The organism is Flavobacterium ponti, assembly GCF_042652765.1.
GTDB classification, from domain to species: domain Bacteria; phylum Bacteroidota; class Bacteroidia; order Flavobacteriales; family Flavobacteriaceae; genus Flavobacterium; species Flavobacterium ponti.
This window is the reverse complement of the sequence record NZ_JBHSGW010000021.1, coordinates 1-25,986: the sequence shown is the minus strand read 5'-3', so window position 1 is coordinate 25,986 and position 25,986 is coordinate 1. Positions and strand designations below refer to the sequence as shown.

The 25,986-nt window shown below is 30.9% G+C and carries 26 protein-coding genes and 1 tRNA gene; 13 read left to right on the top strand and 14 right to left on the bottom strand.

Translation table 11 applies throughout. From position 1 onward, the window contains the following. The first annotated feature begins 29 nt into the window (after positions 1-29). A complete protein-coding gene (locus ACFO3U_RS07860) occupies positions 30-1,055 on the top strand; it encodes a threonine aldolase family protein (protein ID WP_379740229.1) in 1,026 nt (341 codons plus the stop codon). A gap of 65 nt (positions 1,056-1,120) precedes the next feature. Here ACFO3U_RS07860 and ACFO3U_RS07855 read toward each other — a convergent pair whose 3' ends face one another. Beyond that, positions 1,121-1,444 (bottom strand): YbaB/EbfC family nucleoid-associated protein, encoded by a 324-nt coding sequence (locus ACFO3U_RS07855; protein ID WP_379740226.1) that lies wholly within the window; start codon positions 1,442-1,444, stop codon positions 1,121-1,123. Between the two features lie 143 nt (positions 1,445-1,587). Here ACFO3U_RS07855 and ACFO3U_RS07850 point away from each other — a divergent pair, with 143 nt between their 5' ends. The 3 genes from ACFO3U_RS07850 (at position 1,588) to ACFO3U_RS07840 (ending at position 6,363) form a co-directional block, all read left to right on the top strand. Next, the gene (locus tag ACFO3U_RS07850; RefSeq protein WP_379740223.1) at positions 1,588-3,648 is read left to right on the top strand and encodes a S9 family peptidase; all 2,061 of its coding nucleotides are present in this window, start codon (positions 1,588-1,590) and stop codon (positions 3,646-3,648) included. A gap of 79 nt (positions 3,649-3,727) precedes the next feature. Continuing rightward, positions 3,728-4,768 (top strand): PLP-dependent cysteine synthase family protein, encoded by a 1,041-nt coding sequence (locus tag ACFO3U_RS07845; protein WP_379740220.1) that lies wholly within the window; start codon positions 3,728-3,730, stop codon positions 4,766-4,768. Positions 4,769-4,875: 107 nt separating this feature from the next. Continuing rightward, on the top strand, positions 4,876-6,363 hold the full coding sequence (locus tag ACFO3U_RS07840; protein ID WP_379740217.1) for an aminotransferase class V-fold PLP-dependent enzyme: 1,488 nt from the start codon (positions 4,876-4,878) through the stop codon (positions 6,361-6,363). Here ACFO3U_RS07840 and ACFO3U_RS07835 read toward each other — a convergent pair. Continuing rightward, the gene (locus tag ACFO3U_RS07835; protein ID WP_379740214.1) at positions 6,360-7,235 is read right to left on the bottom strand and encodes a lysophospholipid acyltransferase family protein; all 876 of its coding nucleotides are present in this window, start codon (positions 7,233-7,235) and stop codon (positions 6,360-6,362) included. The two genes, ACFO3U_RS07840 and ACFO3U_RS07835, sit on opposite strands and share 4 nt — an antisense overlap. Positions 7,236-7,317: 82 nt before the next feature. Between ACFO3U_RS07835 and ACFO3U_RS07830 the strand changes: the two genes are divergently transcribed. Next, positions 7,318-7,956, top strand: a complete 639-nt coding sequence (locus tag ACFO3U_RS07830; protein WP_379740211.1) for a rhomboid family intramembrane serine protease — start codon at positions 7,318-7,320, stop codon at positions 7,954-7,956. Positions 7,957-8,005: 49 nt separating this feature from the next. Continuing rightward, complete coding sequence (locus ACFO3U_RS07825) at positions 8,006-8,698, top strand: SIMPL domain-containing protein (RefSeq protein ID WP_379740208.1); 693 nt, start codon at positions 8,006-8,008, stop codon at positions 8,696-8,698. Between the two features lie 54 nt (positions 8,699-8,752). Here the strand turns inward: ACFO3U_RS07825 and ACFO3U_RS07820 are convergent. The 5 genes from ACFO3U_RS07820 to ACFO3U_RS07800 all read right to left on the bottom strand — a co-directional run bounded on the left by ACFO3U_RS07820 (position 8,753) and on the right by ACFO3U_RS07800 (position 13,124). Then, a tRNA-Tyr gene (locus ACFO3U_RS07820) sits at positions 8,753-8,836 on the bottom strand. Positions 8,837-9,013: 177 nt separating this feature from the next. Continuing rightward, entirely contained in the window at positions 9,014-10,138 is a 1,125-nt protein-coding gene (locus ACFO3U_RS07815) for a redoxin domain-containing protein (protein ID WP_379740205.1), read from the bottom strand. An 86-nt stretch (positions 10,139-10,224) separates the two neighbouring features. Further along, on the bottom strand, positions 10,225-11,637 hold the full coding sequence (locus ACFO3U_RS07810; RefSeq protein ID WP_379740202.1) for an MBL fold metallo-hydrolase: 1,413 nt from the start codon (positions 11,635-11,637) through the stop codon (positions 10,225-10,227). A gap of 63 nt (positions 11,638-11,700) precedes the next feature. Continuing rightward, positions 11,701-12,495 carry a sulfite exporter TauE/SafE family protein gene (locus ACFO3U_RS07805; RefSeq protein ID WP_379740199.1) on the bottom strand — a complete coding sequence of 265 codons (795 nt, stop codon included), beginning with the start codon at positions 12,493-12,495 and terminating at the stop codon, positions 11,701-11,703. Beyond that, the gene (locus ACFO3U_RS07800; RefSeq protein WP_379740196.1) at positions 12,492-13,124 is read right to left on the bottom strand and encodes a Crp/Fnr family transcriptional regulator; all 633 of its coding nucleotides are present in this window, start codon (positions 13,122-13,124) and stop codon (positions 12,492-12,494) included. The genes ACFO3U_RS07805 and ACFO3U_RS07800 overlap by 4 nt, the downstream gene beginning before the upstream one ends. Positions 13,125-13,211: 87 nt before the next feature. Here ACFO3U_RS07800 and ACFO3U_RS07795 point away from each other — a divergent pair, with 87 nt between their 5' ends. From ACFO3U_RS07795 to ACFO3U_RS07785, 3 genes are all read left to right on the top strand, one after another. Then, positions 13,212-13,760: a hypothetical protein gene (locus ACFO3U_RS07795; RefSeq protein ID WP_379740193.1), complete on the top strand. Its 549-nt coding sequence runs from the start codon at positions 13,212-13,214 to the stop codon at positions 13,758-13,760. A gap of 48 nt (positions 13,761-13,808) precedes the next feature. Then, positions 13,809-15,200, top strand: coding sequence for an RCC1 domain-containing protein (locus ACFO3U_RS07790; protein WP_379740190.1), 1,392 nt, complete (start codon positions 13,809-13,811; stop codon positions 15,198-15,200). Positions 15,201-15,278: 78 nt separating this feature from the next. Continuing rightward, entirely contained in the window at positions 15,279-15,653 is a 375-nt protein-coding gene (locus ACFO3U_RS07785; RefSeq protein WP_379740187.1) for a YchJ family protein, read from the top strand. 494 nt (positions 15,654-16,147) lie between these two features. On the opposite strand, the gene ACFO3U_RS07780 is transcribed toward ACFO3U_RS07785, so the two are convergent. Then, positions 16,148-17,050 (bottom strand): SIMPL domain-containing protein, encoded by a 903-nt coding sequence (locus ACFO3U_RS07780; RefSeq protein WP_379740185.1) that lies wholly within the window; start codon positions 17,048-17,050, stop codon positions 16,148-16,150. Between the two features lie 164 nt (positions 17,051-17,214). On the opposite strand from ACFO3U_RS07780, the gene ACFO3U_RS07775 reads away from it, so the two are divergent. Together ACFO3U_RS07775 and ACFO3U_RS07770 are read left to right on the top strand one after the other, a co-directional pair. After that, positions 17,215-18,129 carry a hypothetical protein gene (locus ACFO3U_RS07775; RefSeq protein ID WP_379740182.1) on the top strand — a complete coding sequence of 305 codons (915 nt, stop codon included), beginning with the start codon at positions 17,215-17,217 and terminating at the stop codon, positions 18,127-18,129. 1 nt (position 18,130) lies between these two features. Then, positions 18,131-18,673 carry a hypothetical protein gene (locus ACFO3U_RS07770; protein WP_379740180.1) on the top strand — a complete coding sequence of 181 codons (543 nt, stop codon included), beginning with the start codon at positions 18,131-18,133 and terminating at the stop codon, positions 18,671-18,673. A 140-nt stretch (positions 18,674-18,813) separates the two neighbouring features. On the opposite strand, the gene ACFO3U_RS07765 is transcribed toward ACFO3U_RS07770, so the two are convergent. Beyond that, a complete protein-coding gene (locus ACFO3U_RS07765; protein ID WP_379740178.1) occupies positions 18,814-19,239 on the bottom strand; it encodes an SseB family protein in 426 nt (141 codons plus the stop codon). A 148-nt stretch (positions 19,240-19,387) separates the two neighbouring features. On the opposite strand from ACFO3U_RS07765, the gene ACFO3U_RS07760 reads away from it, so the two are divergent. Beyond that, a complete protein-coding gene (locus ACFO3U_RS07760) occupies positions 19,388-19,630 on the top strand; it encodes a hypothetical protein (protein ID WP_379740176.1) in 243 nt (80 codons plus the stop codon). Between the two features lie 977 nt (positions 19,631-20,607). Further along, positions 20,608-21,183, top strand: coding sequence for a phosphatase PAP2 family protein (locus tag ACFO3U_RS07755; RefSeq protein WP_379740174.1), 576 nt, complete (start codon positions 20,608-20,610; stop codon positions 21,181-21,183). 194 nt (positions 21,184-21,377) lie between these two features. Here the strand turns inward: ACFO3U_RS07755 and ACFO3U_RS07750 are convergent, their stop codons facing one another. The 5 genes from ACFO3U_RS07750 to ACFO3U_RS07730 form a co-directional block, all read right to left on the bottom strand. Then, positions 21,378-21,590 carry a YqaE/Pmp3 family membrane protein gene (locus ACFO3U_RS07750; protein ID WP_379740172.1) on the bottom strand — a complete coding sequence of 71 codons (213 nt, stop codon included), beginning with the start codon at positions 21,588-21,590 and terminating at the stop codon, positions 21,378-21,380. 509 nt (positions 21,591-22,099) lie between these two features. Next, a complete protein-coding gene (locus tag ACFO3U_RS07745; RefSeq protein ID WP_379740169.1) occupies positions 22,100-22,282 on the bottom strand; it encodes a hypothetical protein in 183 nt (60 codons plus the stop codon). A gap of 607 nt (positions 22,283-22,889) precedes the next feature. Beyond that, a complete protein-coding gene (locus ACFO3U_RS07740; RefSeq protein WP_379740167.1) occupies positions 22,890-23,375 on the bottom strand; it encodes a DNA-deoxyinosine glycosylase in 486 nt (161 codons plus the stop codon). A 26-nt stretch (positions 23,376-23,401) separates the two neighbouring features. Next, the gene (locus tag ACFO3U_RS07735) at positions 23,402-24,244 is read right to left on the bottom strand and encodes a hypothetical protein (protein ID WP_379740164.1); all 843 of its coding nucleotides are present in this window, start codon (positions 24,242-24,244) and stop codon (positions 23,402-23,404) included. Between the two features lie 248 nt (positions 24,245-24,492). Further along, positions 24,493-25,359, bottom strand: a complete 867-nt coding sequence (locus tag ACFO3U_RS07730) for a DUF808 domain-containing protein (RefSeq protein ID WP_379740161.1) — start codon at positions 25,357-25,359, stop codon at positions 24,493-24,495. Positions 25,360-25,986: the final 627 nt, after the last annotated feature.

Below are 25,986 nucleotides of genomic sequence, written 5' to 3'. Positions count from 1 at the left end.
CCACAAAAATAGTGATTCCTTTTGATTCTATGGAAATAAATTTAATTAGCGATACGGTTACAAAACCAAGTGTTGCCATGTTACAAAAAATGTTTAATGCAAAAGTTGGAGATGATGTCTATAAATCAGACCCTACTGTCAATCTTTTTGAAGAAACAGTAGCTGATTTATTTGGAATGGAAGCGGCTCTTTTTTTTCCTTCTGGAACAATGGCAAATCAAACAGCTTTAAAGTTGCACACTAATCCTGGAGAACAGGTAATTTGTGATAAATATTCACACATTTACCATTATGAAGGTGGTGGAGCTTCTTTCAATAGTGGCATTTCTTGTAACTTATTAGATGGACATAGAGGCTTGATAACTGCTGATTTAGTAAAACAAGGAATAAATGATCCAGAATTTTATCATGCTCCTTTAACATCCTTAGTAAGTATTGAAAACACTACCAATAAAGGTGGTGGAGCTTGTTATGAAATAAAAGAATTACAAAAAATTAAGCAAGTTTGTGATGAAAAAAACTTAAAATACCATTTAGATGGTGCTCGATTGTGGAATGCTATTGTCGCAAAAAAGCAACATCCTAGAGAATTTGGGAAATTATTTGATACCATTTCAGTTTGTTTTTCAAAAGGTTTAGGAGCTCCAGTTGGTTCTGTTCTACTGGGAACAAAAGCAGATATGAAACGTGCTTTGAGAATCCGAAAAATATTTGGAGGAAATATGCGTCAATCAGGCTACTTAGCTGCAGCTGGATTATATGCTTTGGAAAATAACGTTACTCGTTTAGAAGAAGATCATAAAAAAGCCATAGAAATAGGAGATTTATTAGCTTCTTTTTCTTGGGTTGAAAGTGTAGAACCTGTTGAAACAAATATTGTTATTTTTAAACTAAATCCTGCCATTGATGAGAAATCATTTTTAGAGAAATTAAAACTTAAAAATATTCACATTAGTTCAATGGGTCAAGGAAAATTGAGAATTGTTACTCACTTAGACTATAAAGAAGTGATGCATACTTATGTAAAAGAAACATTGAGTAAGTTTCATTTTTAAGATTTCAAACTATAAAAAAATCCCAAAAGTCATCTAAATAAAGTGATTTTTGGGATTTTTTAATTTTATCCAAACATATCCATTCCAGGAATATTTGGCATACCTTCTTTAGCTACAGCAGCTAATTCTGTTTCATTTACGTTCGTTGCTTTTTCAATAGCTTTGTTGAAAACCGTAACCAAATAGTCTTCAAGCATTTCTTTATCAACTAGTAACTCTTCACTCACTGAAACATTTTTAACTGTTCTGTTTGCGGTTAATGTTACTTTTAAAAGACCATCATTACTTTGTTCATCGACCAAAACATGGTCTAGTCTTTTTTTAGTTTCTTCAACTTTTTTTTGGGTTTCTTTTAGTTTACCCATCATATTCATCATATCTCCAAACATTGTTGATAATTTATTTATTGATTAGAGAACAAAATTAGTAAATTGCATTAGAAATCAATATAAAAAATATGAAAAACTTCCTCTATTTTGTTCTAATATGCCTTATTTTTGCAACTTCTTGTAAAAAAAATAAAGAATCAAAAATGAGTCAAAATATTGTGCCTCCTATGGCAAAAGTAAAGGATACGATTTTAGAAAAGCATGGTGACAAAAGAAATGATCCTTATTATTGGTTGAATGATAGAGAAAATCCAGAAGTGATTGACTATTTAACTAAAGAAAATCAATATTATGATGAAGTAACTGCTCATACAAAAGAATTTCAAAAGGATTTGTTTGAAGAAATGAAGTCAAGAATAAAAGAAGATGATGAATCAGTTCCTTATTTTTATAATGGCTATTATTATATGACTCGTTTTGAAAAAGGACAAGATTATCCAATTTATTCTAGAAAAAAAGGGAGTTTAGATGCCAAAGAAGAAATTATTTTCAACTGCAATGAAATGGCAAAAGGACATTCTTATTTTAGTTTAAGTGGTTTAAGTGTAAGTGAAGATAATAAATGGGTTTCTTTTGGAGTTGATTTAGTTTCTAGAAGACAATATACAATCCAAATTAAGAACTTAGAAACCAATGAAATTCTTCCAGAAAAAATATTAAACACAAGTGGTGGAGCTACTTGGGCAAGTGATAATAAAACAATTTTTTATGTCAAGAATGATATTAAAACGTTGCGTTCAGATAAGATTTACAGGCATACAATAAATACTCCTTCAACAGATGATGTTTTAATCTATGAAGAAAAAGATGATACGTTCAATACTTTTGTTTACAAAGAAAAATCAAAAAAATATTTAGTTATTGGTTCATCAAGTACTTTAACAAATGAATATCAAATTTTAGAATCAGATAATCCAACAGGAAAATTTAGGTATTTTCAAAAACGTGTTAGAGGTTTAGAATACAGTATTTCTCACTTTGGAGATAGTTTTTATATTGTAACTAATAAAGATAAAGCTACAAATTTCAAGTTGATGAAGACTAATGAAAATAATACTTTACAAGAAAATTGGACAGAAGTAATTCCTCATAGAAAAGAGACTTTATTAGAAGGAATCGATATTTTCAAAGATTATTTAGTGGTTGAAGAAAGAACAAATGGTTTGCACAAGATTCAAATTAGACCTTGGAATGGAGTAGGAGCTTACTATTTGCCTTTTGAGAGCGAAACTTATACTGCTTATACAACTACAAATCCTGATTTTGACACCGATATTTTGCGATATGGCTATCAATCGTTAACAACACCTTCTTCTGTAATTGATTTCAATATGAAAACAAAAGAGAAGAAAGTTTTAAAAGAGCAAGAAGTTTTAGGTGGAAAGTTTGATAAAAACAATTATACCGAAGAAAGAGTTTGGGCTACCGCAAAAGACGGAACAAAAATTCCTATTTCATTAGTGTATAGAAAAGGCATGAAAAAAGACGGAACTAATCCCGTTTTACAATATGCTTATGGTTCTTATGGCTACTCAATGGATGCCTATTTTTCTACTACTAGATTAAGTCTTTTAGATAGAGGTTTCATTTATGCTATAGCTCATATTAGAGGTGGTGAAGATTTAGGAAGAGAATGGTATGAAAACGGAAAACTACTAACTAAAATGAACACTTTCACCGATTTTGTGGATTGTTCAAAATATTTAATCAAAGAAAAATATACTTCACCAAAACATTTATATGCAGAAGGTGGTTCTGCTGGTGGTTTGTTGATGGGTGTTGTAATAAATATCGCACCTGAATTATATAATGGTGTTATTGCCCAAGTACCTTTTGTGGATGTTGTAACTACTATGTTAGATGATACAATTCCATTAACTACTGGAGAATATGATGAATGGGGAAATCCAAATGATAAAATATATTATGATTACATGAAGTCCTATTCACCTTATGATAATGTAAAAGCACAAGATTATCCTAATATGTTAGTAACTACAGGTTTACATGATTCTCAAGTACAATATTGGGAACCAGCTAAATGGGTTGCAAAGTTACGAACAAAAAAAACTGATAAAAATATTCTACTTCTAAACACAAACATGGATGCGGGTCATGGTGGTGCTTCAGGACGTTTTGAAGCGTTAAAAGAAACCGCAAAAGAGTTTAGTTTTCTATTAGATTTGGAAGGAATTGATAAATAATAAAAAATTTTTATAAATTTGCAAGGTTTTAAGGTTATCAAAAAATCTATAAAAGTTTACCTTGACTAACATAATATTTATGAAAGAACAAATAAACGCTTATAATAACGTTTTAGAACTTATAGGGAATACCCCTTTAATTAAGCTTAATAAAGTTACTGAAAATTTAAAAGGAAATTTTTACGCTAAAGTAGAAGCCTTTAATCCAGGTCACTCCACAAAAGATAGAATAGCACTATATATTATTGAAGAGGCTGAAAGGCAAGGAATTTTAACACCAGGTGATACCATCATTGAAACTACTTCTGGAAATACTGGTTTTAGTATAGCAATGGTAAGTATCATTAAAGGATACAATTGTATTTTAGCAGTTAGTTCAAAATCTTCTAAGGATAAAATAGACATGCTTCGTACTATGGGAGCTAAGGTTTATGTTTGTCCTGCTCACGTTTCAGCAGATGATGAGCGTTCTTACTATAATGTCGCAAAACGTTTACACGAAGAAACTAAAGGTTCTGTTTATATCAATCAATATTTTAACCAATTGAATATTGATGCACATTATAAAACTACTGGTCCAGAAATTTGGGAACAAACCAAAGGACAAATTACACATTTAGTTGCTTGTAGCGGTACTGGAGGAACAATCTCTGGAGCTGCAAAATTTTTAAAAGAACAAAATCCAAATATTAGAATTTTAGGAGTTGATGCTTTTGGTTCAGTGTTAAAAAAATACCACGAAACAAAAGAATTTGACAACGATGAAATTTATCCATATAGAATAGAAGGTTTAGGAAAGAACTTGATTCCAACAGCAACAGATTTTGATGTAATTGATCAGTTTATGAAAGTTACTGATGAAGAAAGTGCTCATACAGCAAGAGAATTAGCTAAAACAGAAGGACTTTTCGTAGGATATACATCTGGAGCAGCTTTTCAAGCAGTTAAGCAATTTGCTCAAGAAAACGAATTTAATGAAAATAGTAATGTAGTAGTTGTTTTTCCTGATCACGGTTCAAGATATATGAGTAAGATATTTAGTGATGATTGGATGAACGAACAAGGTTTTTTTGATAGTGTAAACATTGAAGAAACTCAAAAAATTGAATTTATAAAATAAATTTAAAGTTGAAAATATAACAAAAAAACCTTCTATTAGAAGGTTTTTTTTATTTTATTAACTAACTTTTTCTCAAATATAGCTTATTTTTGCACAAACAATCTACTATGAATGCAATTCAAAATAAAACTCAATTAGAAGAATATTTCCAAAAATTTAGAAATAATATTATTGGAATAGACCAACAATTTGAAACTCCTTTTGGAAAAAAACCAATTATTTATACAGATTGGACAGCAAGTGGACGATTATATCGACCAATTGAAGAAAAAATTTGTAACGATTTTGGACCATTCGTAGCCAATACACATACTGAGACTTCCGTTACAGGAAAAACAATGACTATTGCTTATCACAAAGCAAAAAACATCATTAAAAAGCACGTTAATGCCAATGAAGATGATGTTCTAATTAATTTTGGAACAGGAATGACAGGTGTTGTGAATAAGTTACAACGTATTTTAGGATTAAGAATTCCAGAAAACTTAAAAGAATATACTATAATTCCAGAAGCTATAAAACCAGTTGTTTTTATATCTCACATGGAACACCATTCTAACCAAACGTCTTGGTTAGAAACGATCGCAGATGTTGTGATTATACCAGCTGATGATGATGGATTGTTTTGTTTAAAAGAATTTAAGAAACTAGTAGATCAATATAAAGACAGAAGTTTTAAAATTGCTTCCATCACATCATGTTCAAACGTAACAGGAATTATTACTCCTTATTACGAAGTAGCAAAAATTATGCACCAAAATAATGGAGTGTGTTTTGTAGATTTTGCGTGTTCTGGACCTTATGTGGAAATAAATATGCATCCAGAAGATAAAGAAGCTTATTTAGATGCTATTTTCTTTTCTCCACACAAATTTTTAGGTGGACCAGGAACTTCTGGAGTTATGCTTTTTAATAAAAACTTATACAAAAATAATGTACCTGATTGTCCTGGAGGAGGAACTGTTTCTTGGACAAACCCTTGGGGAGAACACAAATACATTGACAATATTGAAGATAGAGAAGATGGTGGAACTCCAGGTTTTCTTCAAGTGATTAAAACAGCTTTAGCCATTCAATTGAAAGAGCAAATGGGTGTTCAAAATATTTTAGAAAGGGAACACGAAATTGTAGATTATATATTTGAAACGCTAGGAAATATTGAAAACATAAACATTTTAGCTAAAAATCAAAAAGAACGTTTAGGAGTAATTTCGTTTTACATTGATGATTTACACTTTAATTTAGGAGTAAAATTATTAAATGATAGATTCGGAATTCAATCACGTGGTGGATGTAGTTGTGCGGGTACTTATGGTCATTATTTGCTTCATGTTGACCAAGAAACATCTCATAATTTGGTTTGCCAAATAACTTCTGGAGATTTAATTCAAAAACCAGGATGGATTAGAATGTCAATTCATCCGACAACTACAACTGAAGAAATTCAAATGGTTTGTGAAAGTATCAAAGAATTAGCTGAAAACCATAAAGAATGGTCTAAAGATTACAAATACAATCCAAAAACCAATGAATTTGATTTTAATGGAAATGGAGTTTCTGATCATGATTTAGTTGACGAATTATTTAAATTCTAACTATCTCGTCTGTGTTTCCAACGTTTATGTGTCCATAAGTAAAATTCTGGAGCTTCATAAATTTGTTTTTCAACACGTTCAATGTAATCTTTTGTTATTTCAAAACGCTTGGTTTCGTTTGGGTTTTCTGCCATCAATTCAAAAGTTGCTTCGTAGTAACCTCTTTTAACTTTTTTTGCTCTTAAAAAAATTAAGTTCATGTCGTATCGTTTTGCTAAAAACTCTGCTCCAGTATGAACTGGTGTAACAATTCCCATAAAAGAATGCCAAAGTAATGCTTTGTCAACCTTTGGAGATTGATCACTTGCAAAACCATATAAACTTAAAACTCCTTTTTCATAGTTTTCAGCTATTGTTTCTGCAGTTTCTTTTGTAGAAATTAAGGAAGCTTTGAATTTGGAACGAATGTCATGGACTAATTTATCAAAATATTTATTGGCAATTTTTTTATAAATTCCATATCCTTTAAATGTAATGTAACGGTTCATTGAAACTAACCATTCATAACTAGCATAATGAGCACAAAGTAAAGCTATACTTTTGCCTTTTTTTTCTAAATCGTGATACACTTCAATATTGGTGAATTTGTACCTTTTCTCAATTTCTTTTTTAGATATGGTTAATGTTTTTATCATTTCTAAAAACAAATCACACATATGTTTGTAGAATTTTTTCTCAATTACATCTCTTTCAGCTTTGGTTAAATGAGGTAAAGCCATTGCTAAATTCTCTCTCACAATTCGTTTTCTATACTTAATGATTCTATAAACAATAAAATAAACAAAGTCTGATAATAAGTATAATAACCTAAAGGGTAAGATGGAGATCATCCACAAAATAGGGTAGAAAATGATAAAAATTAAAAACTGCATTCTTCAAAATTTTTACAAATATACTTATAAATTATAGTATAGCATTACTCCAATTTTTTTACATTTACAAAAAACGAAATTAATGAACATATTACTCATTTCAATCATTGCTATAAATGCAATTATAAGTTACAAAGGGTTTAATGACCAATCATTTTTTAGAAAATACGAGTTTCACATTGGAAGTATTAGAGCTGGTGAACAGTTAAGAATGCTTACATCAGGTTTTCTTCATGTTGATATGGCTCATTTGGGTTTTAATATGTTGACTTTATACTTTTTTGCTCCCATTATACTGAGTGAATTTGGTGATTTATGGTTTCTTTACATCTATTTTGGAAGTTTAATAAGCGGAAGTTTACTGACTTATTATTTTCATAAAGACGAATATCATTATAGAGCTGTTGGAGCATCTGGTGCTGTTACAGGAATAATTTACAGTAGTATTCTTTTGTTTCCTGATATGGAATTATTATTGTTTTTTGCAATTCCTATTCCTGGTTATATTTTCGGAATTGGTTATCTATTATATTCAATTTATGGTATGAAAGCCAGAAGAGACAATATTGGTCATACTGCACATTTTGGAGGGGCAATTGGAGGTTATTTAATTACTTTAGCTAAAAAACCTCATATGATTTATGATAATACTCAAATGGTCGTTTTGTTAGCTATTCCAATTATAATTTTATTCTATTTGCATAAAACAAATAAATTATAAAGGTTAGTTTGGCACACAATTTGAAATTTACTATAAAAAACAAATTATTATGAAAAAAATTTTAGTACTATTAGTTATGGCAACAAGCACAATTTTTGCTCAAGAAGTAAAACAAGTTCCACAAATTTCAGTTTCAGGTGAAGGAAAGATAAAAGTGATTCCTGATGAAGCTAAAATCACAGTTTCTATTGAAAATACATCTAAAGAAGCAGCTGATGCTAAAAAAGCAAATGACATTGTGACTGATAAAGTTTTAAAACTTATTAAAAGCAAAGGAATTGATGCAAAAGACTTTCAATCGCAAAGAGTAAACTTATACCAAAACTACGATTACAACACCAAAAAGAAAAGTTATGTGGCTAATCAGACTATTTCAATACATTTAAAAGATTTATCAAAATACGATGATTTAATGATGGATTTGGTTGAAACAGGTATTAATGGAATTCAAGGTGTTGAGTTTATGTCTTCAAAAATTAAAGAATTAGAAAAGCAAGCTCGTAAAAATGCTTTATTGGATGCCAAATCAAAAGCTGAAGATTATGTTTCAGTTTTAAATGGACAAAAATTAGGTAAAGTATTGTTGATTAATGATAATTCTCAAACTAATTATCCTCAGCCAATTTACAGAGGAGCAATGAAAGCTATGGCAATGGAAAGCGATTCGTTTTCAAGAGAAACTTTAGCGGTTGGAGAAATAGAGATAATTTCTAATGTTTCTGTAACATTTGTTTTAGAATAAAAATTTGAAATTAGTTTAAATAAAAAAAACCACTCAACTTGAGTGGTTTTTTTTTGGTGGGGAGAGCAGGATTCGAACCTGCGAAGGTTTCCCAACGGATTTACAGTCCGTCCTCGTTGGCCGCTTGAGTATCTCCCCATTCCCAAGCTTTATTGCTTTAACGGGTGCAAATATAGGATAGTTTTTGATGTAAACAAACATTTTTTACAACAAGTTTAAACTTATTTTATAAGCGTTTGAAAATGAAATATATAAAAAATCCCATTACTTATTTGTAATGGGATTTTTAATGTTTTTTATAAGTACTAAAGAGAATTACTCAACTCCTAAAAGCTCTTTAACTTTAGCTTTTAATTCTTCTCCTCTTAAATCTTTTGCTACAATTTTTCCTGAAGCATCTAATAAGAATGTTGCTGGAATTGATTTTACATTATATTGTACAGCAATAGGTTCTTTCCAGAATTTCAAATTAGAAATTTGATTCCAAGTTAAACCATCTTTTGCAATTGCTTCTTTCCATTTTTCAGCATCTCCTTCTTTATCTAAAGAAACACCAATAATATTTAAACCTTTATCATGTAACTCATTATACATAGCTACAACATTTGGGTTTTCTTTACGACATGGTCCACACCAAGATGCCCAAAAATCGATTAAAGTAACTTTACCCATTGATTCTTTCAACGAAATCATTTTTCCATCTGGAGAAGGAGCAGAGAAGTCTGGTGCAACACTTCCAATTTCAACAGAAGTCATAGCATCTAACATTTTTTTGATGTTTTTTCCACTTTTTGTATCAAGAATACTTTTATCTAATTTTTCATAATATCCTTTAACTTCTGCTGGAGTTAAATAACTTCTCATTAAAAAATTTTCTAATAATAAAGCTGAAATAAAAGCATCTGGATTTTTTTCGATAAATTTCTTAGACTGATTATTCATGTCATCCTGAAATTTATTGAATTCTTTCATTAATGCATTAACTGTTGTAGTATCTTGAGTTTGTTGAGCAGTCATCATTTTTTGTTGATTCTCCTCTTGAAATTTCATCATTTTTTTATAAATAACTTGAGATTCGTTATTGTATGACTGAAATTTATCATTGTTTTTAGTACCACTAATTTTTGATTTTTGGATGGTATCTTTATTGAATTCTACAGAGATATCACCATCTTCAAGAATCATAGGTACTGAACCGTTTAAGGTTTCAATTCTTACAAAAGCTAATTCAACTCCTTCTTTTAATTTTCCATCAAACTTAAATTTTTCACTTTCTACAACTGCTGTATCAAGTGTTACTGGACCAGCTTCGCTTTGTGTTTCTAAGTAAACTTTTTTTCCATTTTCAACACCTTTTGCTAAACCTGTAATTTCGTATCCTTCTTTTTTACAAGCAATTACTGCAAAAGCAGCAAATAATAAGATTGCAATTTTTTTCATTTTTTATTTTTAATTAATTTTTGGCAAATGTATTTAAAATTATATATATAATTAATAATCTTATCATAAAATAAGACCTTATTTATTTATTTCTTAACAGTAGTAGGGCAAACAAAGTCTGTCAACGGAATATTCGTATTTCTGATACCTGACATTCCTTTTTCAACGTTAATCATGTTGTGATAACCTCTTGATTTTAATATTGAAGACATAATTACTGAACGATAACCACCTGCACAATGAATATAAAAAGATTCCTCTTTAGGCACTTCAGCCAATTGCTCATTAACAAAATCCAATGGAATGTTCAATGCATTTTCAACGTGCTCTGCTTTATATTCAGAAGGTTTTCTTGAATCTACTATTATATTTTCTTTGTAGTTTTTTTCGAATTCTTCAGGTGTTACCGAATTAATGCTATCTGTTTCAAAACCTGCAGCTTTCCAAGTTTCTATACCTCCTTTTAGATACCCTAAAGTATTATCAAATCCTACACGTGATAATCTTGTAATAGCTTCTTCTTCTTTTCCTTCTGGAGTGATTAATAAAATTGGTTGTTTTACATCTCTAATTAAAGCTCCAACCCAAGGAGCAAACCCACCATGAAGACCTATGAATATTGAACTTGGAATATGTTCTTTTACAAAATCATTTTCATGACGTACATCAAGTACTAAAGCATCAGTTTGATTGGCAATAGCTTCAAATTCTTTTGGAGTTAATGGTTTATGAGATTTTGTCATAATAGTATCTAAGCTTTCATAGCCATTAATGTTCATCATAACATTTTGAGGAAAATAAGCTGGAGGAGGAGTTAAACCATCTAATAATTCTACTTTAAACTCTTCTTTTGTCATATCTGCACGCAAAGCATAGTTTGTTTTCTTTTGGTTGCCCAAGGTGTCAGTAGTTTCTTTACTCATGTTTTTTCCACAAGCACTTCCTGCACCATGACTAGGATATACAATTAAATCGTCAGACAATGGCATTATTTTGTTACGCAAAGAATCAAATAAATATCCAGCTAATTTATCTTGTGTTAAATCTTTAACCACTTCTTGAGCTAAATCAGGACGACCAACATCACCAATAAATAAAGTATCTCCAGTAATAATACCATGCTCTTTTCCATTTTCATCCGAAATTAAAAAGCATGTACTTTCCATAGTATGTCCTGGTGTGTGAATAACTTTTACGGTGTAATTTCCAACTTTAAATTCTTCATTATCATTAGCAACATAGCAATCATAACCACATTTAGCTGTTGGACCAAATACAATTTGTGCACCTGTTTTATAAGCTAAGTCGATATGTCCAGATACAAAGTCAGCATGAAAGTGAGTTTCAAAGATGTACTTTATTTTTGCATTATCTTTATTAGCCTTATCTATGTAAGGTTGAACTTCTCTTAATGGATCAAAAATTGCAACCTCACCATTATTTTCTATGTAATAGGCTGCTTGAGCGATGCAACCAGTATAAATTTGTTCTATTTTCATTGTATAATATGTTTTTGTAATAATAATAATAATAATTTTAAAAAGCTTTTAGTGTGCGATTTGTTACACAAAATAAAATTCTTTTAATAATATGAAACACGACATAGCAAGTACAAAGTAACCAAAACCTTTTTTCAATTGCTTTTCATTTATGAATTTGTTAAGATATATCCCTAAAAAGATTCCTACTACTGAAATTGACGTAAAAGCCATTAAGAAGTTCCAATCTAATTCAGGGTTATGAATATCACCTAAGAAACCAATAAGTGAATTCATGGTAATAATGAACAACGAAGTTCCTACTGCTTTTTTCATGGGTAACTTGGCAAACAAAACCAATGAAGGTATAATTAAAAACCCACCTCCAGCACCAATTAGCCCAATAACAACTCCAATAAGAATATTTTGCATAATCAATTTACTAATGAACTTCTTTTGCGTAATTTCTTTTAAGTTCAGTTTTGGTTTCTTTAGCATTGAATAAGCCGCAAATAGCATTACTAAAGCAAAAAATAACATTAAAAAAGTATCTTTTGTCAACACTACACCATTGATTTTTAATATATCGTCAGGAAGCATAGTTAATAAATACCTTCGGGTTAAAAAAACAGCAATAAAAGAAGGAATAGCAAACATGATTCCTATTTTAATATCAACGCGACCTTTTAAATAATTTTGTGTAGCACCAAAGGCAGAGGTTGTTCCCACAATAAAAAGTGAATATGCTGTTGCAATAACAGGGTTTATAAGAAGTACATAAACTAAAATGGGTACCGTTAGTATAGAGCCACCACCCCCCGTTAAACCAAGTATTAACCCTATTAATAATGCTCCAAAATATCCGAATATTTCGTTCAAAATTCTAAAATTTCTATATTGTTTCTGTTCAGTTTTATTTTTCCTTTCAACTCTAAAGCCTTCAATAGTCTTGAAATAACAACTCTCGAAGTATGCATTTCATAAGCAATTTCTTGGTGTGTTGTTTGAATCTCAGTTTTGCCAAGTACTTTCGCTTTATCGGTTAAATACTTATATAAACGCTCGTCTAAATTCATAAAAGCAAGCGTGTCAATTGCTTCAAGCATTTCGTTTAATCGCACAGAATAGCTGTCAAAAACAAAATTTCTCCAAGTCTTATATTTGGTTAACCATTCTTCCATTTTTTCAATAGGAATCATAATTAGAGTTCCATCTGTTTCTGCAACGGCTCTAATTTTACTTTTTGATTTCCCTATACAACACGTTAAAGTCATAGCACAAGTATCTCCTTTTTCTAAAAAATAAAGCAGAAATTCATCTCCTTTTTCATCTTCTCTAAGAATTTTAATTGCTCCATTTAAAAGCAATGGCATTGACTTTATGTAATCTCCAATCTCAATAAGATAATCATTGGCTTTAAATTGCCTATGAATACCAATTCTTGAGATTTCTTCTAAAAGCTCTTCTTCAAAAATGTAATTGTAAGAATCAAATAATTCATTTTTCATTGAAATAGTCCTATTTTTTGTAAAGATACATCATATCTTTAAATTTGAAAAGTTACTTTTGTTACAAATAAAATTCTTGCGTTGAAAATGAAACAATACCATAAGAATAATTTCCATAAACATACCTTTTGCGTCTATAAAGAAGTAGCAAATGATGCTATAAAAAATTTACAACCTAATTTTTCAAGTAAATCTGGAAGCAGTTATTATTTTACGGAAGAAGGTTTGTATCGAGTTTCCAACCATTGGGGTAGAGCTGCTAATTGCCGATGGAAGTTAGATTCAAGTGCAATGACAAGTACAACTTCAAAAAACATTCGTTCTAAAGTGGGTTATGCCAAATGGACCGATTTTTATCCCAATAACGAACAAGAGAATTTGTTTTATATTCAAGTGGATTTTGAAACAAAAACAGTTGCCTTTTTACACAAAGACAATCCCGATTATGACGGAAAATTAATGTGTAGAAATGCATCAGAAACAGCAAAACGAATTAAAATTTGCAAAGAAGTATTACAAGAAAATAAATGGTGTAATTACATTAAATATGATAATTTGGAAGAATTACAAATTAAAATAATAAGGGATTTATTGATTACAAATAAATCGTTTGTAGAAATTAAAAGGCAGTATTAATTCTTTTTAGGTATATTTGTTTTAAATAAAAAAAATAAATATAATTTTATGAAAAATATTAAATTACTCAACTTGAAGATTTTACTTTTATTTTTTTTATTTATTTCAAGTTTTTTAAGTGCTCAGTGTTGGGACTCTGTTGTCTCAGGGGGAGAACACACCATTGGAATTAAAACAGATGGTACACTTTGGGGATGGGGAAGTAATACTTATGGTCAACTTGGAAATGGAACATTTGTGAACAGTAATATCCCTATACAAATAAGTTCAGAAAATGACTGGGATTTAATAAGTGTTGGACAAGATTTTACTATAGCTTTGAAAAACGACGGAACGTTATGGTCTTGGGGTAGAAACCTTCAGGGACAATTAGGACATGGTAATACAACAAATATATCTATTCCTTCTCAAGTGGGAAGTGACACAAACTGGACTGAAATTTATACAGGATTTTCACAAAGTTTTGCTAAAAAAAGTGATGGAACTTTATGGTCATGTGGTAATAATTATAACGGGCAGTTAGGTTTAGGCCTAGGAGTAAATTTTGTTTCGGTTTTTACTCAAATAGGTACTGCTACTGATTGGGGTAAAATTTACATTGGTACTGATCATGTATTATCTATCAAAAATAATGGTACAATTTGGTCATGGGGATATAATTTTTTTGGTCAATTAGGTAATAGTACAACAACTTCAAGTAATGTACCCTTACAAATGAGTAATGATAATGATTGGATGGATATTAGTGTTTGTGGGCATTCGAGTTTTGCAATTAAACAAAATGGTACCTTATGGTCTTGGGGCATGAATAATGTTGGACAACTAGGTGTTGGAAATTTTAACGATATCTTAATACCGACACAATTAGGAAATGCTACTAATTGGAGTAAGATTGAATCTGGTGGTTACGGCAATACAATTGCAAAAAAAGTTGATGGTACATTTTGGTCTTGGGGTCTTAATGATTATGGACAATTAGGTATTGGTAATACTATTAACAAAAATATTCCAACTATTATTCCTAACCTGACAAACTGCAATTATTTTAATTTTAAAAATAACCATGTTGTGGCTATAAAAACAGATGGAACTCTTTTGTTATGGGGTAAAAATACTGAAGGTCAAATAGGTGATAATAGTATTATTAATAAATATTTACCTACGATTATAACTTGCCCTAGTTTATCAAATGAAATTATCAATATAAATCATGAGTTTTTTTTATTTCCAAATCCAACTGTAGGGAAATTAAATATAACTAATTCGCAAAATGTGATTGATAGAATAGAATTATTTGATTTAAATGGTCGAGTTATTATGTCAAAGAGTGTTAATAATTATGAATGTTATATTGATTTATTAGATTTACCAAGTTCTTCTTACTTAGTTAAAATTTATACTAATAATGATATTTATAATAAAATTGTATTTAAACAATAGTCTACATCTAAAAAATAAATTTAAATATCAATTAAAAATTAAATAGTATATTTTTTTGATTTAGTTTAAATACAATAAATGAAACACTGTTATTGCAATTCTAATAAACCGTTTGCAGATTGTTGTGAACCTTTCTTTAAAAAAACTTCTTTTCCAACCACTCCAGAGCAGTTAATGCGATCTCGATACACAGCTTATGTATTGCAAAATGCTGATTATTTAGTAGCTACTACTCATATTATAGAACGAAAAAATTATTCTAAAGAAGCTATTTTAGAATGGTCTAAATCGAATACTTGGTTAAAATTAGAAGTTATTGAAGCTTATGACAACATTGTCGAATTCAAAGCTTACTATCTTAACGAAAACCAACAAGCCCATGTGCACCATGAGAAATCTACTTTTAAGAAAGAAGACAATTTATGGTATTATGTTGATGGTGAGTTTTTTTAGTAAAAGTTTTAATGACAACGGTTCTCGATACAATTCCGATTAGCATCGGAACCACTCGAACAGACGGTAGGTAATAACGTTTTGTTTTTAAATAAACATACAACTACCTTTCCACAAACCAAGCAACCGTAAACTGAAAACTGAAAACCCTAAACTTACAACTTACAACTTACAACTTTCCCCAATCTTGTCATCCTGTAAGGATCCCACGCAAACCACTTCCACAATCAAAATCATTTCCATAACAACGGTTCTCGATACAATTCCATTTATCATCGGAACCATTCAAACTGAAGGTAGGTGATAACGTTTGGTTTTTAAATAAACATATAACTATCTTTCCACAAACCAAGCAACCGTAAACTGAAAACCGTAAACTTATAACTTACAACTTACAACTTACAACTTTCCCCAATCAAAATCATTTCCATAACAACGGTTCTCGATACAATTCCGATGCTAATCAGGAAGTATCGAGAAGTCGTGTTTAAAAACTAAATCGAGGTATCAATCTTATAAGAAACTGTCAACGTCAATGTATATTGAATTCCAACTTCAGTTTGATTGGCATTGATTACTTTGTCAAAACCAGCACTTGAAACGCCATCATAATAGAAACTCTTGTTTTTTCTAGCTAACTTTTTTAGATAATTGGTATTTCTGTTGTTGTAATGCGTTTGTATTTCTGAACTTTCATACGCTTGATATGTTTTGTATTGGTTTTTTGGAAAATACACTTCAAAGGATTCATTCGCATCTGGAGTTCCTACAATCTTCTTACGAAATGATTTTAAGTATCTGTCCTTTTTAACATCTGCCATTTCTAATGCTTGTTCGAATAAGTTGGTGTGAATTTGATCCGTATCTTCATTGAAATATTCTACTTTAATGATGTCATGTATTTCGTATTCGGAAGCCATCGTGATTATTTTTTCTAAATGGTTTATGTTTGCAGTGGTAATGATGATGTTTTTCTTTATTTCAAAGCCTTTTTCAAATTGTTGAGCAGTAGAACCATCCACAGTAAAATCATACACTTTTGTTTGGGAAATGAAGTCTACATAACTTTCTTCTTTTTTGATACCTAATGCTTTTATTTTGGCTAAAAAACCATCTATGCGTGAGTTAATTTTAGTATTGCAAAGTGTTACGGTTTCCGCTTCTTCGTTTAAGCCTAAAGTCATCACAAATCCATCGGCTTTGGAATTCATTAAAATAGAAATACTAACAGAGAGCACGTTGTTGTTAACTACTATAGTCTTATTACTATGTGCTGCATTATTATAATTAGAACTTGAATTTCCATACACTTGATTACCGCTAATCTGAGCATTGACTAACGAATAGGTTAGGAGTAAAAAGAAAAGAGCTTTGTGTTTTGTTGCAATTGTTTTCATATTTTTAAGTTTTAAATTATTTAATACTGCAATAGTACATTCCTACTTAAAAAATGATTTGGTAAAATAACTTTCACTTGACTGTAAAGATTTTTCCTTACTTTTACAGTAGATTTACAGTACCTATTTAAAGCTGTATTTTTACATTTGACTTCAATTTATAAATGAATCCTTTAACTCTTTTTCAAAATCTTAAAAACGATGTGCTTTTAGTGTATAAAGAGCATCATCCTTATTTTGTAGGAGATTGGAAAACATTCAGTTCGCAAGACATTCAGAACTTGATTGAGTTAATTGAAACACAAGTAAAACAAACCGTTAGTGAAAAGTGGATTTATACCCATTTGAAACCAGAAACTAACGAAAAGTTACCTCGAAAAGACATGTTGAATATCCTTTCACAGTTGGTTGGGTATTCAGGTTGGGAGGAATATTTGTTTAAGAATAAGAAAGTAGTTGAAGTAACTCAACAAGATGATAAGAAAAGCAATAGAAACCTAGTAATTTGGTTGTTGTCATTAATGGTTATAACATCAATAGTAGCTTATATTTTTTACGACTTTATTTTTGAAAAAGACAACGTACATTCTTTAGAAGTAAAGGATTCCTATACCAATGATAAAATCAGTACAGAGGATATCAAAGCCGTTATAGTGAATGACAGTGCTGAAATTCCTATTGAAATTGTCAATTCAGAATTGCAGATAAAGACAAAGGATAGTGCGAAAGTGGTTATTAAAAGCCCGTTTTATGAAGATAAGACAGTAATGGTTAAAAATACTCATCCACACCCTAATATTGTCTTAGAACCTGATGATTATGCTATGATGTTAAAGGCTTTTATGAAATCAGACATCAAAGATTGGCAAACCCGAAAGGAGCAATTGCAAAAGATTCTAGCCGATGATTTAGAAGTCATTGTGATGCTAAAAAACAATTTAGGAGCTGAATATTTCAACAAAGAGGAGTTTTCTGAAAAGTTAGTTATTCCAACAGCTTCATTAAAAAAGATGAAAGTAATAGAAATAAAGAATAACACAGATAAACAAATCAATTTTATACGAATCATACAACAATAAAATGAAAACAAAGGTATTTACATATCTACTACTAGCTTTTGCACTGACTACCTTTGGTCAGAGTAGCAATACTAATACCTCATCTAAAGTAAGCATTAAAACCAACTTTAGTTTTCAAGCCATTAAAGCATATCAGGAAAGTGCTGTTTTTAAAATAGAAGATTATTATGATTATTTAGAATTGTATGCCAATGCATCTACTTCGGACACTTTACAACAACAAGTTAAAGTAGCTATTTATAATTTGTTTGTTGAAGCACAACCCAAAGTAATCGACTTCACCTCCTCAGAGAATAAACCAATTCCATTAAATAAGTTATTGGATAAAATAAAGAAAAAGAATTATACTTTCAACCTCACAAAAGTCGAGAACTCTATAGTAGCTGCTGATTTCTGGACGACTAAATACAATTTAGAAATCAATGAAGGCAATCAACGTTGTAGCATAGAAGTATTCAGTAAAGTTATTTTTAAACCCATTGAAAAACAGTTTGGTTCCACCACAAAAGAAGTTTGGACACTGTTTTTAGGAGGAATGGAGTGATTTTTTTGGGTAATGGGAATTAGGTGATGGGTGATAGATAATCGTTTTCATAACAACGGCTCTCAATACATTTCGATAAATCCGAACTGAAGATTGAGGTTTTAGTATATTCTCTTTTCTCTTTTCTCTATTTTCTTACCCTAAACCGTTCTCCCCAACACAAACATACTCTCCTGATTACTATCAATAATAATCTGGCTTACTTTATTTTCCACCGCAATTTCTAAAACTTCTTTTGCAGGAAGTGTTACAAAAGGTTTAGTTTCAGATGCCCAATTCATCAAAGTAGCTTGTGAAGTGAAAACTCCCATTACTAATTTACCTTCTACTTCAAAAACAGATGTGAACGACAATTGTGCTCCTTTTTCTAAAGTAGTCCAACCTTTTTCTGGGTTTTCTCCTGTAACAGGACTAGAAGTTGGTACTAATAAAAATGCATTATCTCCTTGTAGCTCTTCTAAAACAGCCATGAAAGTCTCTTGACTTTGATTGTTTTGAAAGCTTTTTATTTTGGCTAATAAATTTGTATTGTTAGGTTGAAAGGTAGTGTTTTCTTGCTTTGACATTTCTTTGATTTAAGACCGCAAAGATATACAAATTATATTTTTTAGAAGTAACTAATAGGGAAAAGGCTGAGAGAAATAGGGTGTTTTTCCTTACCTATTTGGTGGTTTTATGCTGACATTTGTTAGTATAACCTTAATCCAAATTACTATGAAAAATGCAGTACTATTATTAGGCTTCTTATCAACAGTAATAGGTTGTCAAAATAAAACTAATTCCATTACTAATACTCAACTTAAACAAGAAAAACTTGTTCAAGAACCTTACAACAAGCGTTACAGTTGGTTAAATGGTAACATCATGATTCTTCCTGACAATACTTATGAATTAAATATTAAAAGTTCAGAAGAAAGAGATAAATCAGTCAACAAACCTCATCAAAGTCCTTTTTAAGTATATCTTATGAAAGAATTAATTAGTTCTCCTACTATCATTATTAAGTTCATTGTTTTACTTACTTTTCTGCATGCCATATTCCGACTAAAAACAAAAAAGAGAATCAATAAATACTTGTTCTATATAGTAGGCATCAGTGCTGTTGTAGAGATAATCAATACTTATTTACAAATCAAGGGTTTTTCTTACAGCATATTTTCAACTTTTAGAGTGGTACTAATCACTATTTTCTGGTTTCGAATTTTACAAATGATTATTAAGACTAAAAGACTTATTATTGCAACTATGGTTGTTTTTTGTTTGTTTGCTATGTTCAACTTTTTGTTCATGGAAGGTCCGTTGCAATTCAATTATTACACCTTTTTAGCAGGAGCATTCCTGTATAGCGTATTTTTTATTTTTGAAAGTTTCTTCCAATTGAAACACGAGAATTTTTACTTCTTTCAATCCAATAAATACATCCTTATTTTTTCACCTATTATTTTCTTTCTAGGCTTGAGCATTCTGTTTTTATTTAAAAGTAACTCTCTAATTGCAGGTAGTTTTTTTAATAACATAAAATGGTACACCTACATCCACAGTCTAGTAAATGTAGTCTTCTATTTGTCTTTGAATTATTATATTTTGAAAGAGAAAAGGTGAGCGCTCAGCTGGGATTATGAAACCGTAAACGTATGACTTTTATCCACAATTTGTCATCCTAACGTGAGAAAACCCACAATTAACTCCACAAACTAAAGAACTTTTAACTGCAAACTGCAAACTGTAAACTCAAAACTTACCCCACAAATCATAATCTTGAAACCATTACTAATAATTTTATAACGCTAAAAATCACCCATATACTTAACTTGCATAGCCCTTTAGAAAGTATCAAATGAAACTTTTATTTGATATGTTTTCCACCATTTTAACTTTTGTTAAAAGGAGTCTTGTTTAAATTTAAGGAACTCTTAAGAAATAAATTACAATGAATGTTTAACTTAAACGTTTATAGAACGAAATACACACCTATGCATAAATCTTATATAGCACTTATACTTTTTATATTTACCTCATTTAATTGTGAAGCACAACAAAGCACAGCTATTGAAAAAGGAGGAGATCTTTTACTCTATGCGTTACCCATGTCAGCTATTGCTACAACGATCATAAAAAAAGACCCCAAAGGATCCAAACAATTTGCACTAGGTTTTTTAGTCAATGGAGTAACCACTGAAGGATTAAAATACCTTGTTAAAAAAGAAAGACCTAACGGAACCAATTTCAAATCATTCCCATCAGGGCATACTTCAATTACCTTTCAGAGTGCAGCATTTTTACAAAAACGTTATGGATGGAAATTTGGAATACCAGCTTATGTGTTAGCAAGTTATACAGGCTTTTCTAGAATTGAATCTAAGAATCATTACTTCATTGATGTCTTAGCCGGTGCTGCCATTGGAATTGGAAGTTCCTACATATTTACTACAAAATACACCAAAGACATACAGGTAAGCATCCAAAGAGATGATTTAGGAACGACTATTGGGTTGAAGTTGGAGTTTTAAGTAGAAAGTGAGGAGTGAAGAGTGATTAGTGAAGAGTATTAGTGAGGAGTGATTAGTGATAAGAGATAAGTTGATTATTAGTAACTCCACAATCCACTTCCACAATCTTGTCATCCCGACGTAGGAGGGAACCCACAAGTAGCTCCACAAACTAAACAACTGTAAACTTATAACTGTAAACTTACAACATACAACTACCCATAAACCCTATTCCTCTTCAATTCTTTCACAACCTTATTGGTTCTTCTATCTGCATACATTCTATTTAAAGCTGTGTAAGCCCAAAGAAATGCAGGAATCCAACCAATAATAGTGATTTGCAACAATAAACAGATAAAACCAGATATAATTTTTCCTTGTAGTAGTAAACTCAGCCAAGGGAAAAAGAAAGCTAAAACGTAACGCATGATGATTTGATTTTTGATTGATAACTAATTAGTAGTATTTTTTAAGTATTCGTTACGAATTTCAATCAAAAATAAAGGTATCATTAAACTAATTAGACACCTAAAGGGTAACAACATTGCACTGAAAAAATATGCATTAGTACTTGAAAACCTTTCCACAAACTAAGCAACTGTAAACCGTAAACTTAAAACTTATAACTTAAAATTATATAACCTTTAAAAATAATTCTATAACACCAAATACCAGTCATAGTTGCATTTTTGCAACAAAGAATTATCAATCAATAAAAACAAATAACCATGGAAAATTCAAAAGGACATAACCAGCAAAATGCAGTTGTAAAATTAACGCTAACCTTAGAAGAATTCAGAGATAAGTATACAAAATCAGAAGTAGTGCTTGCGTAGTTAGGAGTTAGGAGTTAGGAGTTAGGAGTGAGAAGGCAATAGAGAAAAGGGAATAGGGAATAGGTTGAAGACTTAGTAACTGTAAACCGTAAACTTATAACTTACAACTTCTTCCTACTATTCACATACACAGTAAGCATGTAGTAGAAAACACCAGCTACAACAAGTCTCAAAAGAATTACTAAAAAAGTGTTTTCCATATCTGGGTCTACTAAACTGAACACCATATTAGACAAAACAAAACCTAATATGATTCGAACACCGATATATTGTAAAATACGCATCAATTTATTTTTAAAAGTTTGGATTGTAAATTTAGTATTCTTTTACACTATTAAAAGCATCTAATACCAAATCTTCTGGAAAATAATCATTTCCATAACAACGGTTCTCGATACAATTCCGATTGGCATCGGAACCACTCGAACTGACGTTAAGAATTGCAATCTTTCTTATAACAACGAATCATCTTCCTTTCCGTCACTTCGAGTGATTTTTAAGAATGAAAACTTCTGTTTTATTCTTAAAAATAGTATCGAGAAGTCGTGATTTAGAAACAGTTTCCATAGCAACGGTTCTCGATACAATTCCGATTAGCATCGGAACCACTCGAACTGACGATAGGTGATAACGTTTGGTTTTTAAATGGATATATAACTTCTTTTCCACAAACTAAGCAACTGTAAACTCAGAACTTTTCCCACAATCTTGTCATCCTGTAAGGATCCCACGCAAACCACTTCCACAATCAAATCATTTCCATAGCAACGGTTCTCGATACAATTCCGATTGGCATCGGAACCACTCAAACTGACGATAGGTGATAACAATTGTTTTTTAAATGGATATATAACTTCCTTTCCACAAACTAAGCAACTGCCAACTGCCAACTTACAGCTTACAACTCACAACTTTCCATTCCTTCAACTTCTGTTCCCATGAAATACCTGCATTAGCTGGACTAGTAGAAGGAACCGTCACTTGCTTATACCCATCAGCCAAGTTTACATACTTCTTGAAAAACTGTGCTGCTTTTTGTCCGTTAAACACAATTAATTCAATATTGGGATGCTCTTTAAAAAACAATTCAAAATCATTGGGTATCTCATGTTTAATGTTACTATCTAAACTTCCTTCTCTAACACAAGCTTGAAGTACATCCCAAATTGCAATGTTATTTTTTATAGCAATCTGTTTTCTAACTTCATAATCTAAAGAGAAAGGTTCATCTAAAATAGAAAACAACAATTTCCAAAAAGCATTTCTTGGATGACCATAATATTGATTAAGTTCCAATGAAGCAATACCTGGCATCGTACCTAAAATTAACACTTTTGAATTTTTATTTGAGATAGGCAAAAATGAATATATTTTCATGTTTTCTTTTTATAGACCTTTTATTACTAGTCCCAACCAACTGGTATTTTTCCAGATGAAATCTCTTTTAATAGTTGTAAACATCCTTCTGCAAATCCATCATTAGTAGCTCCAGCTTGCCATTTCCATTTTCTTGATAGTCCTGTCTTTTTTGGAATGTGATAATTACCAATTCCATATGATTGTAATGTTTCTAACGCTAATTCATCATCATTAAAATCGGGTAAACTTTTATATAAAACAGGGTCGTCTGTTCTATATTTTTCAGGTATTTTAGCAACTAAATTTTTTCTAACTTCAAAATCTCTTACAGCATTTTCAACGTTCATTTTCCAGTTCCAAATCTCTGCAACAGTAGGATTAGGAATTTGATACAAACCAAAGCCTTTGTTGTTTATTGGTTCACCGTTAGCATTAAATTGCTCAAATGCTGAACGTTTATAAATAATTATTTGTAAGTAATCACTATCTATTAATTTTCTAATATTTTTTTTAACAGGTTGTTTTGCTAAAATTTTGAAAGTTACAATGTTACTTGTAATTGAATAGGTTCTTCCAAACTTATCTTTTATAACTGCTGAACATTTAACAGATAACAATCCTCCACGAATGTCCGGAACTACAATAGGAATTATTTGATTTTGTGGTTGTTTTAATAGATCAACAGCTCCACTCCAGCTATCATTTCTATTATTTTCATTGTAAATAATGACTTGATCACTCCAAATTTTAATAATTTTATCTCCACTTTGAAAATTACCAATATTACAAGTTGGTTTTATTAAAGGAAAAGTCACATCCTCTGAAATAAAATAATTTTCGGTTTGTTCCCCTTCTAAACCGTTACCAATTAAAATTTCTGCTTCCATAATAAATGATTAATGTTATTACTATTTTTTAATTTTTTCAAAATCACTTCCGCAACCAAAACTATGAATCCTATCCAAAGCAAAGCGACTAATTATAAACAAACAAAATCTATTTTCCTAGGTGGTTAAAAACTACACACAAACCACATCCACAATCTTGTCATCCTGTAAGGATCCCACGCAAAACACTTCCACAAACTAAGCAACTGTAAACCGTTAACTATAAACTATAAACTGCCAACTACCAACTACCTTTTAACAGCCTTCCAAACCAATTTAACTCCTTTCATAACAAAAAAAACTAAAACACCACCCACAAGTCCTGCAATAAATTCCCCAACAATAGCTGGTAAACCTTCTAAGACATGATGTACAGCTTCAATATTATGCACAAAAATCCCACCCGCTACTAAAATTAGGGCAATAGTACCTACAAAAGCAAGTCCTTTTATTACCAACGGAAGTGTTTTTATCAGTAGCTCACCAAAAGATTTAGCAACCTTACTTTTTCTTTTGGTCAGTACAACACCCAAATCATCCATACGAACTATAGCTGCCACAATACCATACACACCAATAGTGGCCAAAAAGGCAATAAAAGTAACCACAAGTATTTGTGTCGTGATTGTTTTTTCCAAAACCGTACCTAAAGCAATAATAACAATCTCTACCGATAATATAAAATCAGTAAGTATAGCCGCTTTTACTTTGGCTTTTTCTTGTGTTACCAATTCCTCTGGAGATAATTCAACCCCTTCTGTTACACTAACCGCTTTTGGATGAGGAACTATATATTCATATATTTTTTCTGCTGCTTCATAGGCTAGATAAACAGCACCTAAGATAAGCACTGCCGTAATTACCCAAGGCACATAATAACTCAATAAAAAAGCAAGCGGTAAAATAATAAGTTTATTAAGAAATGACCCTTTTGTAATTGCCCATAACACAGGTATCTCTCTAGACGATACAAAGCCTGATGCCTTTTCAGCATTGACTGCTAAATCATCCCCTAAGATTCCTGCTGTTTTTTTGGTTGCCACTTTACTCATCACAACCACATCATCCATTAATGCTGCAATATCATCTAATAACGCAAATATTCCTGAAGCCATTTTTTATATAAATTTTTACTATTAATTACTTTTTTAAACACAATCATATCTTTCCACTATCTTGTCATCCTGTAAGGATCCCACACAAACCACTTCCACAATCTTGTCTACTCTCAATCTTGTCATCCCGACGTAGGAGAGTACCCACAATCTTGTCATCCTGTAAGGATCCCACACAAACCAACTTTACCCACAATCTTGTCATGCTGAACTCGATTCAGCATCTCAACTCATACTTGTAATTAAGTAAGAATCTCTTTTGCCACAGATTACACAGATTAGCACAGATTTTCTTTTCCACAATCTTGTCATCCTGTAAGGATCCCACACAAACCACTTCCACAATCTTGTCTACTCTCAATCTTGTCATCCCGACGTAGGAGAGTACCCACAATCTTGTCATGCTGAACTCGTTTCAGCATCTCAACACATACTTGTAATTAAGTAAGAATCTCTTTTGCCACAGATTACACAGATTAGCACAGATTTTCTTTTCCACAATCTTGTCATCCTGTAAGGATCCCACGCAAACCACTTCCACAATCTTGTCTACTCTCAATCTTGTCATCCCGACGTAGAAGAGTACCCACAATCTTGTCATGCTGAACTCGATTCAGCATCTCAACT

Excerpts from the sequence above, each read along its gene's own strand:
- ACFO3U_RS07735 (WP_379740164.1), bottom strand. The coding sequence starts at position 24,244 with ATGGAAGCAGAAATTTTAATTGGTAACGGTTTAGAAGGGGAACAAACC.
- ACFO3U_RS07800 (WP_379740196.1), bottom strand. The coding sequence starts at position 13,124 with ATGAAAAATGAATTATTTGATTCTTACAATTACATTTTTGAAGAAGAG.
- ACFO3U_RS07755 (WP_379740174.1), top strand. The coding sequence starts at position 20,608 with ATGTTTAACTTAAACGTTTATAGAACGAAATACACACCTATGCATAAA.
- ACFO3U_RS07750 (WP_379740172.1), bottom strand. The coding sequence starts at position 21,590 with ATGCGTTACGTTTTAGCTTTCTTTTTCCCTTGGCTGAGTTTACTACTA.
- ACFO3U_RS07845 (WP_379740220.1), top strand. The coding sequence starts at position 3,728 with ATGAAAGAACAAATAAACGCTTATAATAACGTTTTAGAACTTATAGGG.
- ACFO3U_RS07835 (WP_379740214.1), bottom strand. The coding sequence starts at position 7,235 with ATGCAGTTTTTAATTTTTATCATTTTCTACCCTATTTTGTGGATGATC.
- ACFO3U_RS07780 (WP_379740185.1), bottom strand. The coding sequence starts at position 17,050 with ATGAAAACAATTGCAACAAAACACAAAGCTCTTTTCTTTTTACTCCTA.
- ACFO3U_RS07840 (WP_379740217.1), top strand. The coding sequence starts at position 4,876 with ATGAATGCAATTCAAAATAAAACTCAATTAGAAGAATATTTCCAAAAA.
- ACFO3U_RS07815 (WP_379740205.1), bottom strand. The coding sequence starts at position 10,138 with ATGAAAAAAATTGCAATCTTATTATTTGCTGCTTTTGCAGTAATTGCT.
- ACFO3U_RS07810 (WP_379740202.1), bottom strand. The coding sequence starts at position 11,637 with ATGAAAATAGAACAAATTTATACTGGTTGCATCGCTCAAGCAGCCTAT.
- ACFO3U_RS07795 (WP_379740193.1), top strand. The coding sequence starts at position 13,212 with ATGAAACAATACCATAAGAATAATTTCCATAAACATACCTTTTGCGTC.
- ACFO3U_RS07770 (WP_379740180.1), top strand. The coding sequence starts at position 18,131 with ATGAAAACAAAGGTATTTACATATCTACTACTAGCTTTTGCACTGACT.
- ACFO3U_RS07785 (WP_379740187.1), top strand. The coding sequence starts at position 15,279 with ATGAAACACTGTTATTGCAATTCTAATAAACCGTTTGCAGATTGTTGT.
- ACFO3U_RS07760 (WP_379740176.1), top strand. The coding sequence starts at position 19,388 with ATGAAAAATGCAGTACTATTATTAGGCTTCTTATCAACAGTAATAGGT.
- ACFO3U_RS07775 (WP_379740182.1), top strand. The coding sequence starts at position 17,215 with ATGAATCCTTTAACTCTTTTTCAAAATCTTAAAAACGATGTGCTTTTA.
- ACFO3U_RS07745 (WP_379740169.1), bottom strand. The coding sequence starts at position 22,282 with ATGCGTATTTTACAATATATCGGTGTTCGAATCATATTAGGTTTTGTT.
- ACFO3U_RS07850 (WP_379740223.1), top strand. The coding sequence starts at position 1,588 with ATGAGTCAAAATATTGTGCCTCCTATGGCAAAAGTAAAGGATACGATT.
- ACFO3U_RS07825 (WP_379740208.1), top strand. The coding sequence starts at position 8,006 with ATGAAAAAAATTTTAGTACTATTAGTTATGGCAACAAGCACAATTTTT.
- ACFO3U_RS07730 (WP_379740161.1), bottom strand. The coding sequence starts at position 25,359 with ATGGCTTCAGGAATATTTGCGTTATTAGATGATATTGCAGCATTAATG.
- ACFO3U_RS07860 (WP_379740229.1), top strand. The coding sequence starts at position 30 with ATGGAAATAAATTTAATTAGCGATACGGTTACAAAACCAAGTGTTGCC.
- ACFO3U_RS07740 (WP_379740167.1), bottom strand. The coding sequence starts at position 23,375 with ATGAAAATATATTCATTTTTGCCTATCTCAAATAAAAATTCAAAAGTG.
- ACFO3U_RS07765 (WP_379740178.1), bottom strand. The coding sequence starts at position 19,239 with ATGTCAAAGCAAGAAAACACTACCTTTCAACCTAACAATACAAATTTA.
- ACFO3U_RS07790 (WP_379740190.1), top strand. The coding sequence starts at position 13,809 with ATGAAAAATATTAAATTACTCAACTTGAAGATTTTACTTTTATTTTTT.
- ACFO3U_RS07830 (WP_379740211.1), top strand. The coding sequence starts at position 7,318 with ATGAACATATTACTCATTTCAATCATTGCTATAAATGCAATTATAAGT.
- ACFO3U_RS07855 (WP_379740226.1), bottom strand. The coding sequence starts at position 1,444 with ATGTTTGGAGATATGATGAATATGATGGGTAAACTAAAAGAAACCCAA.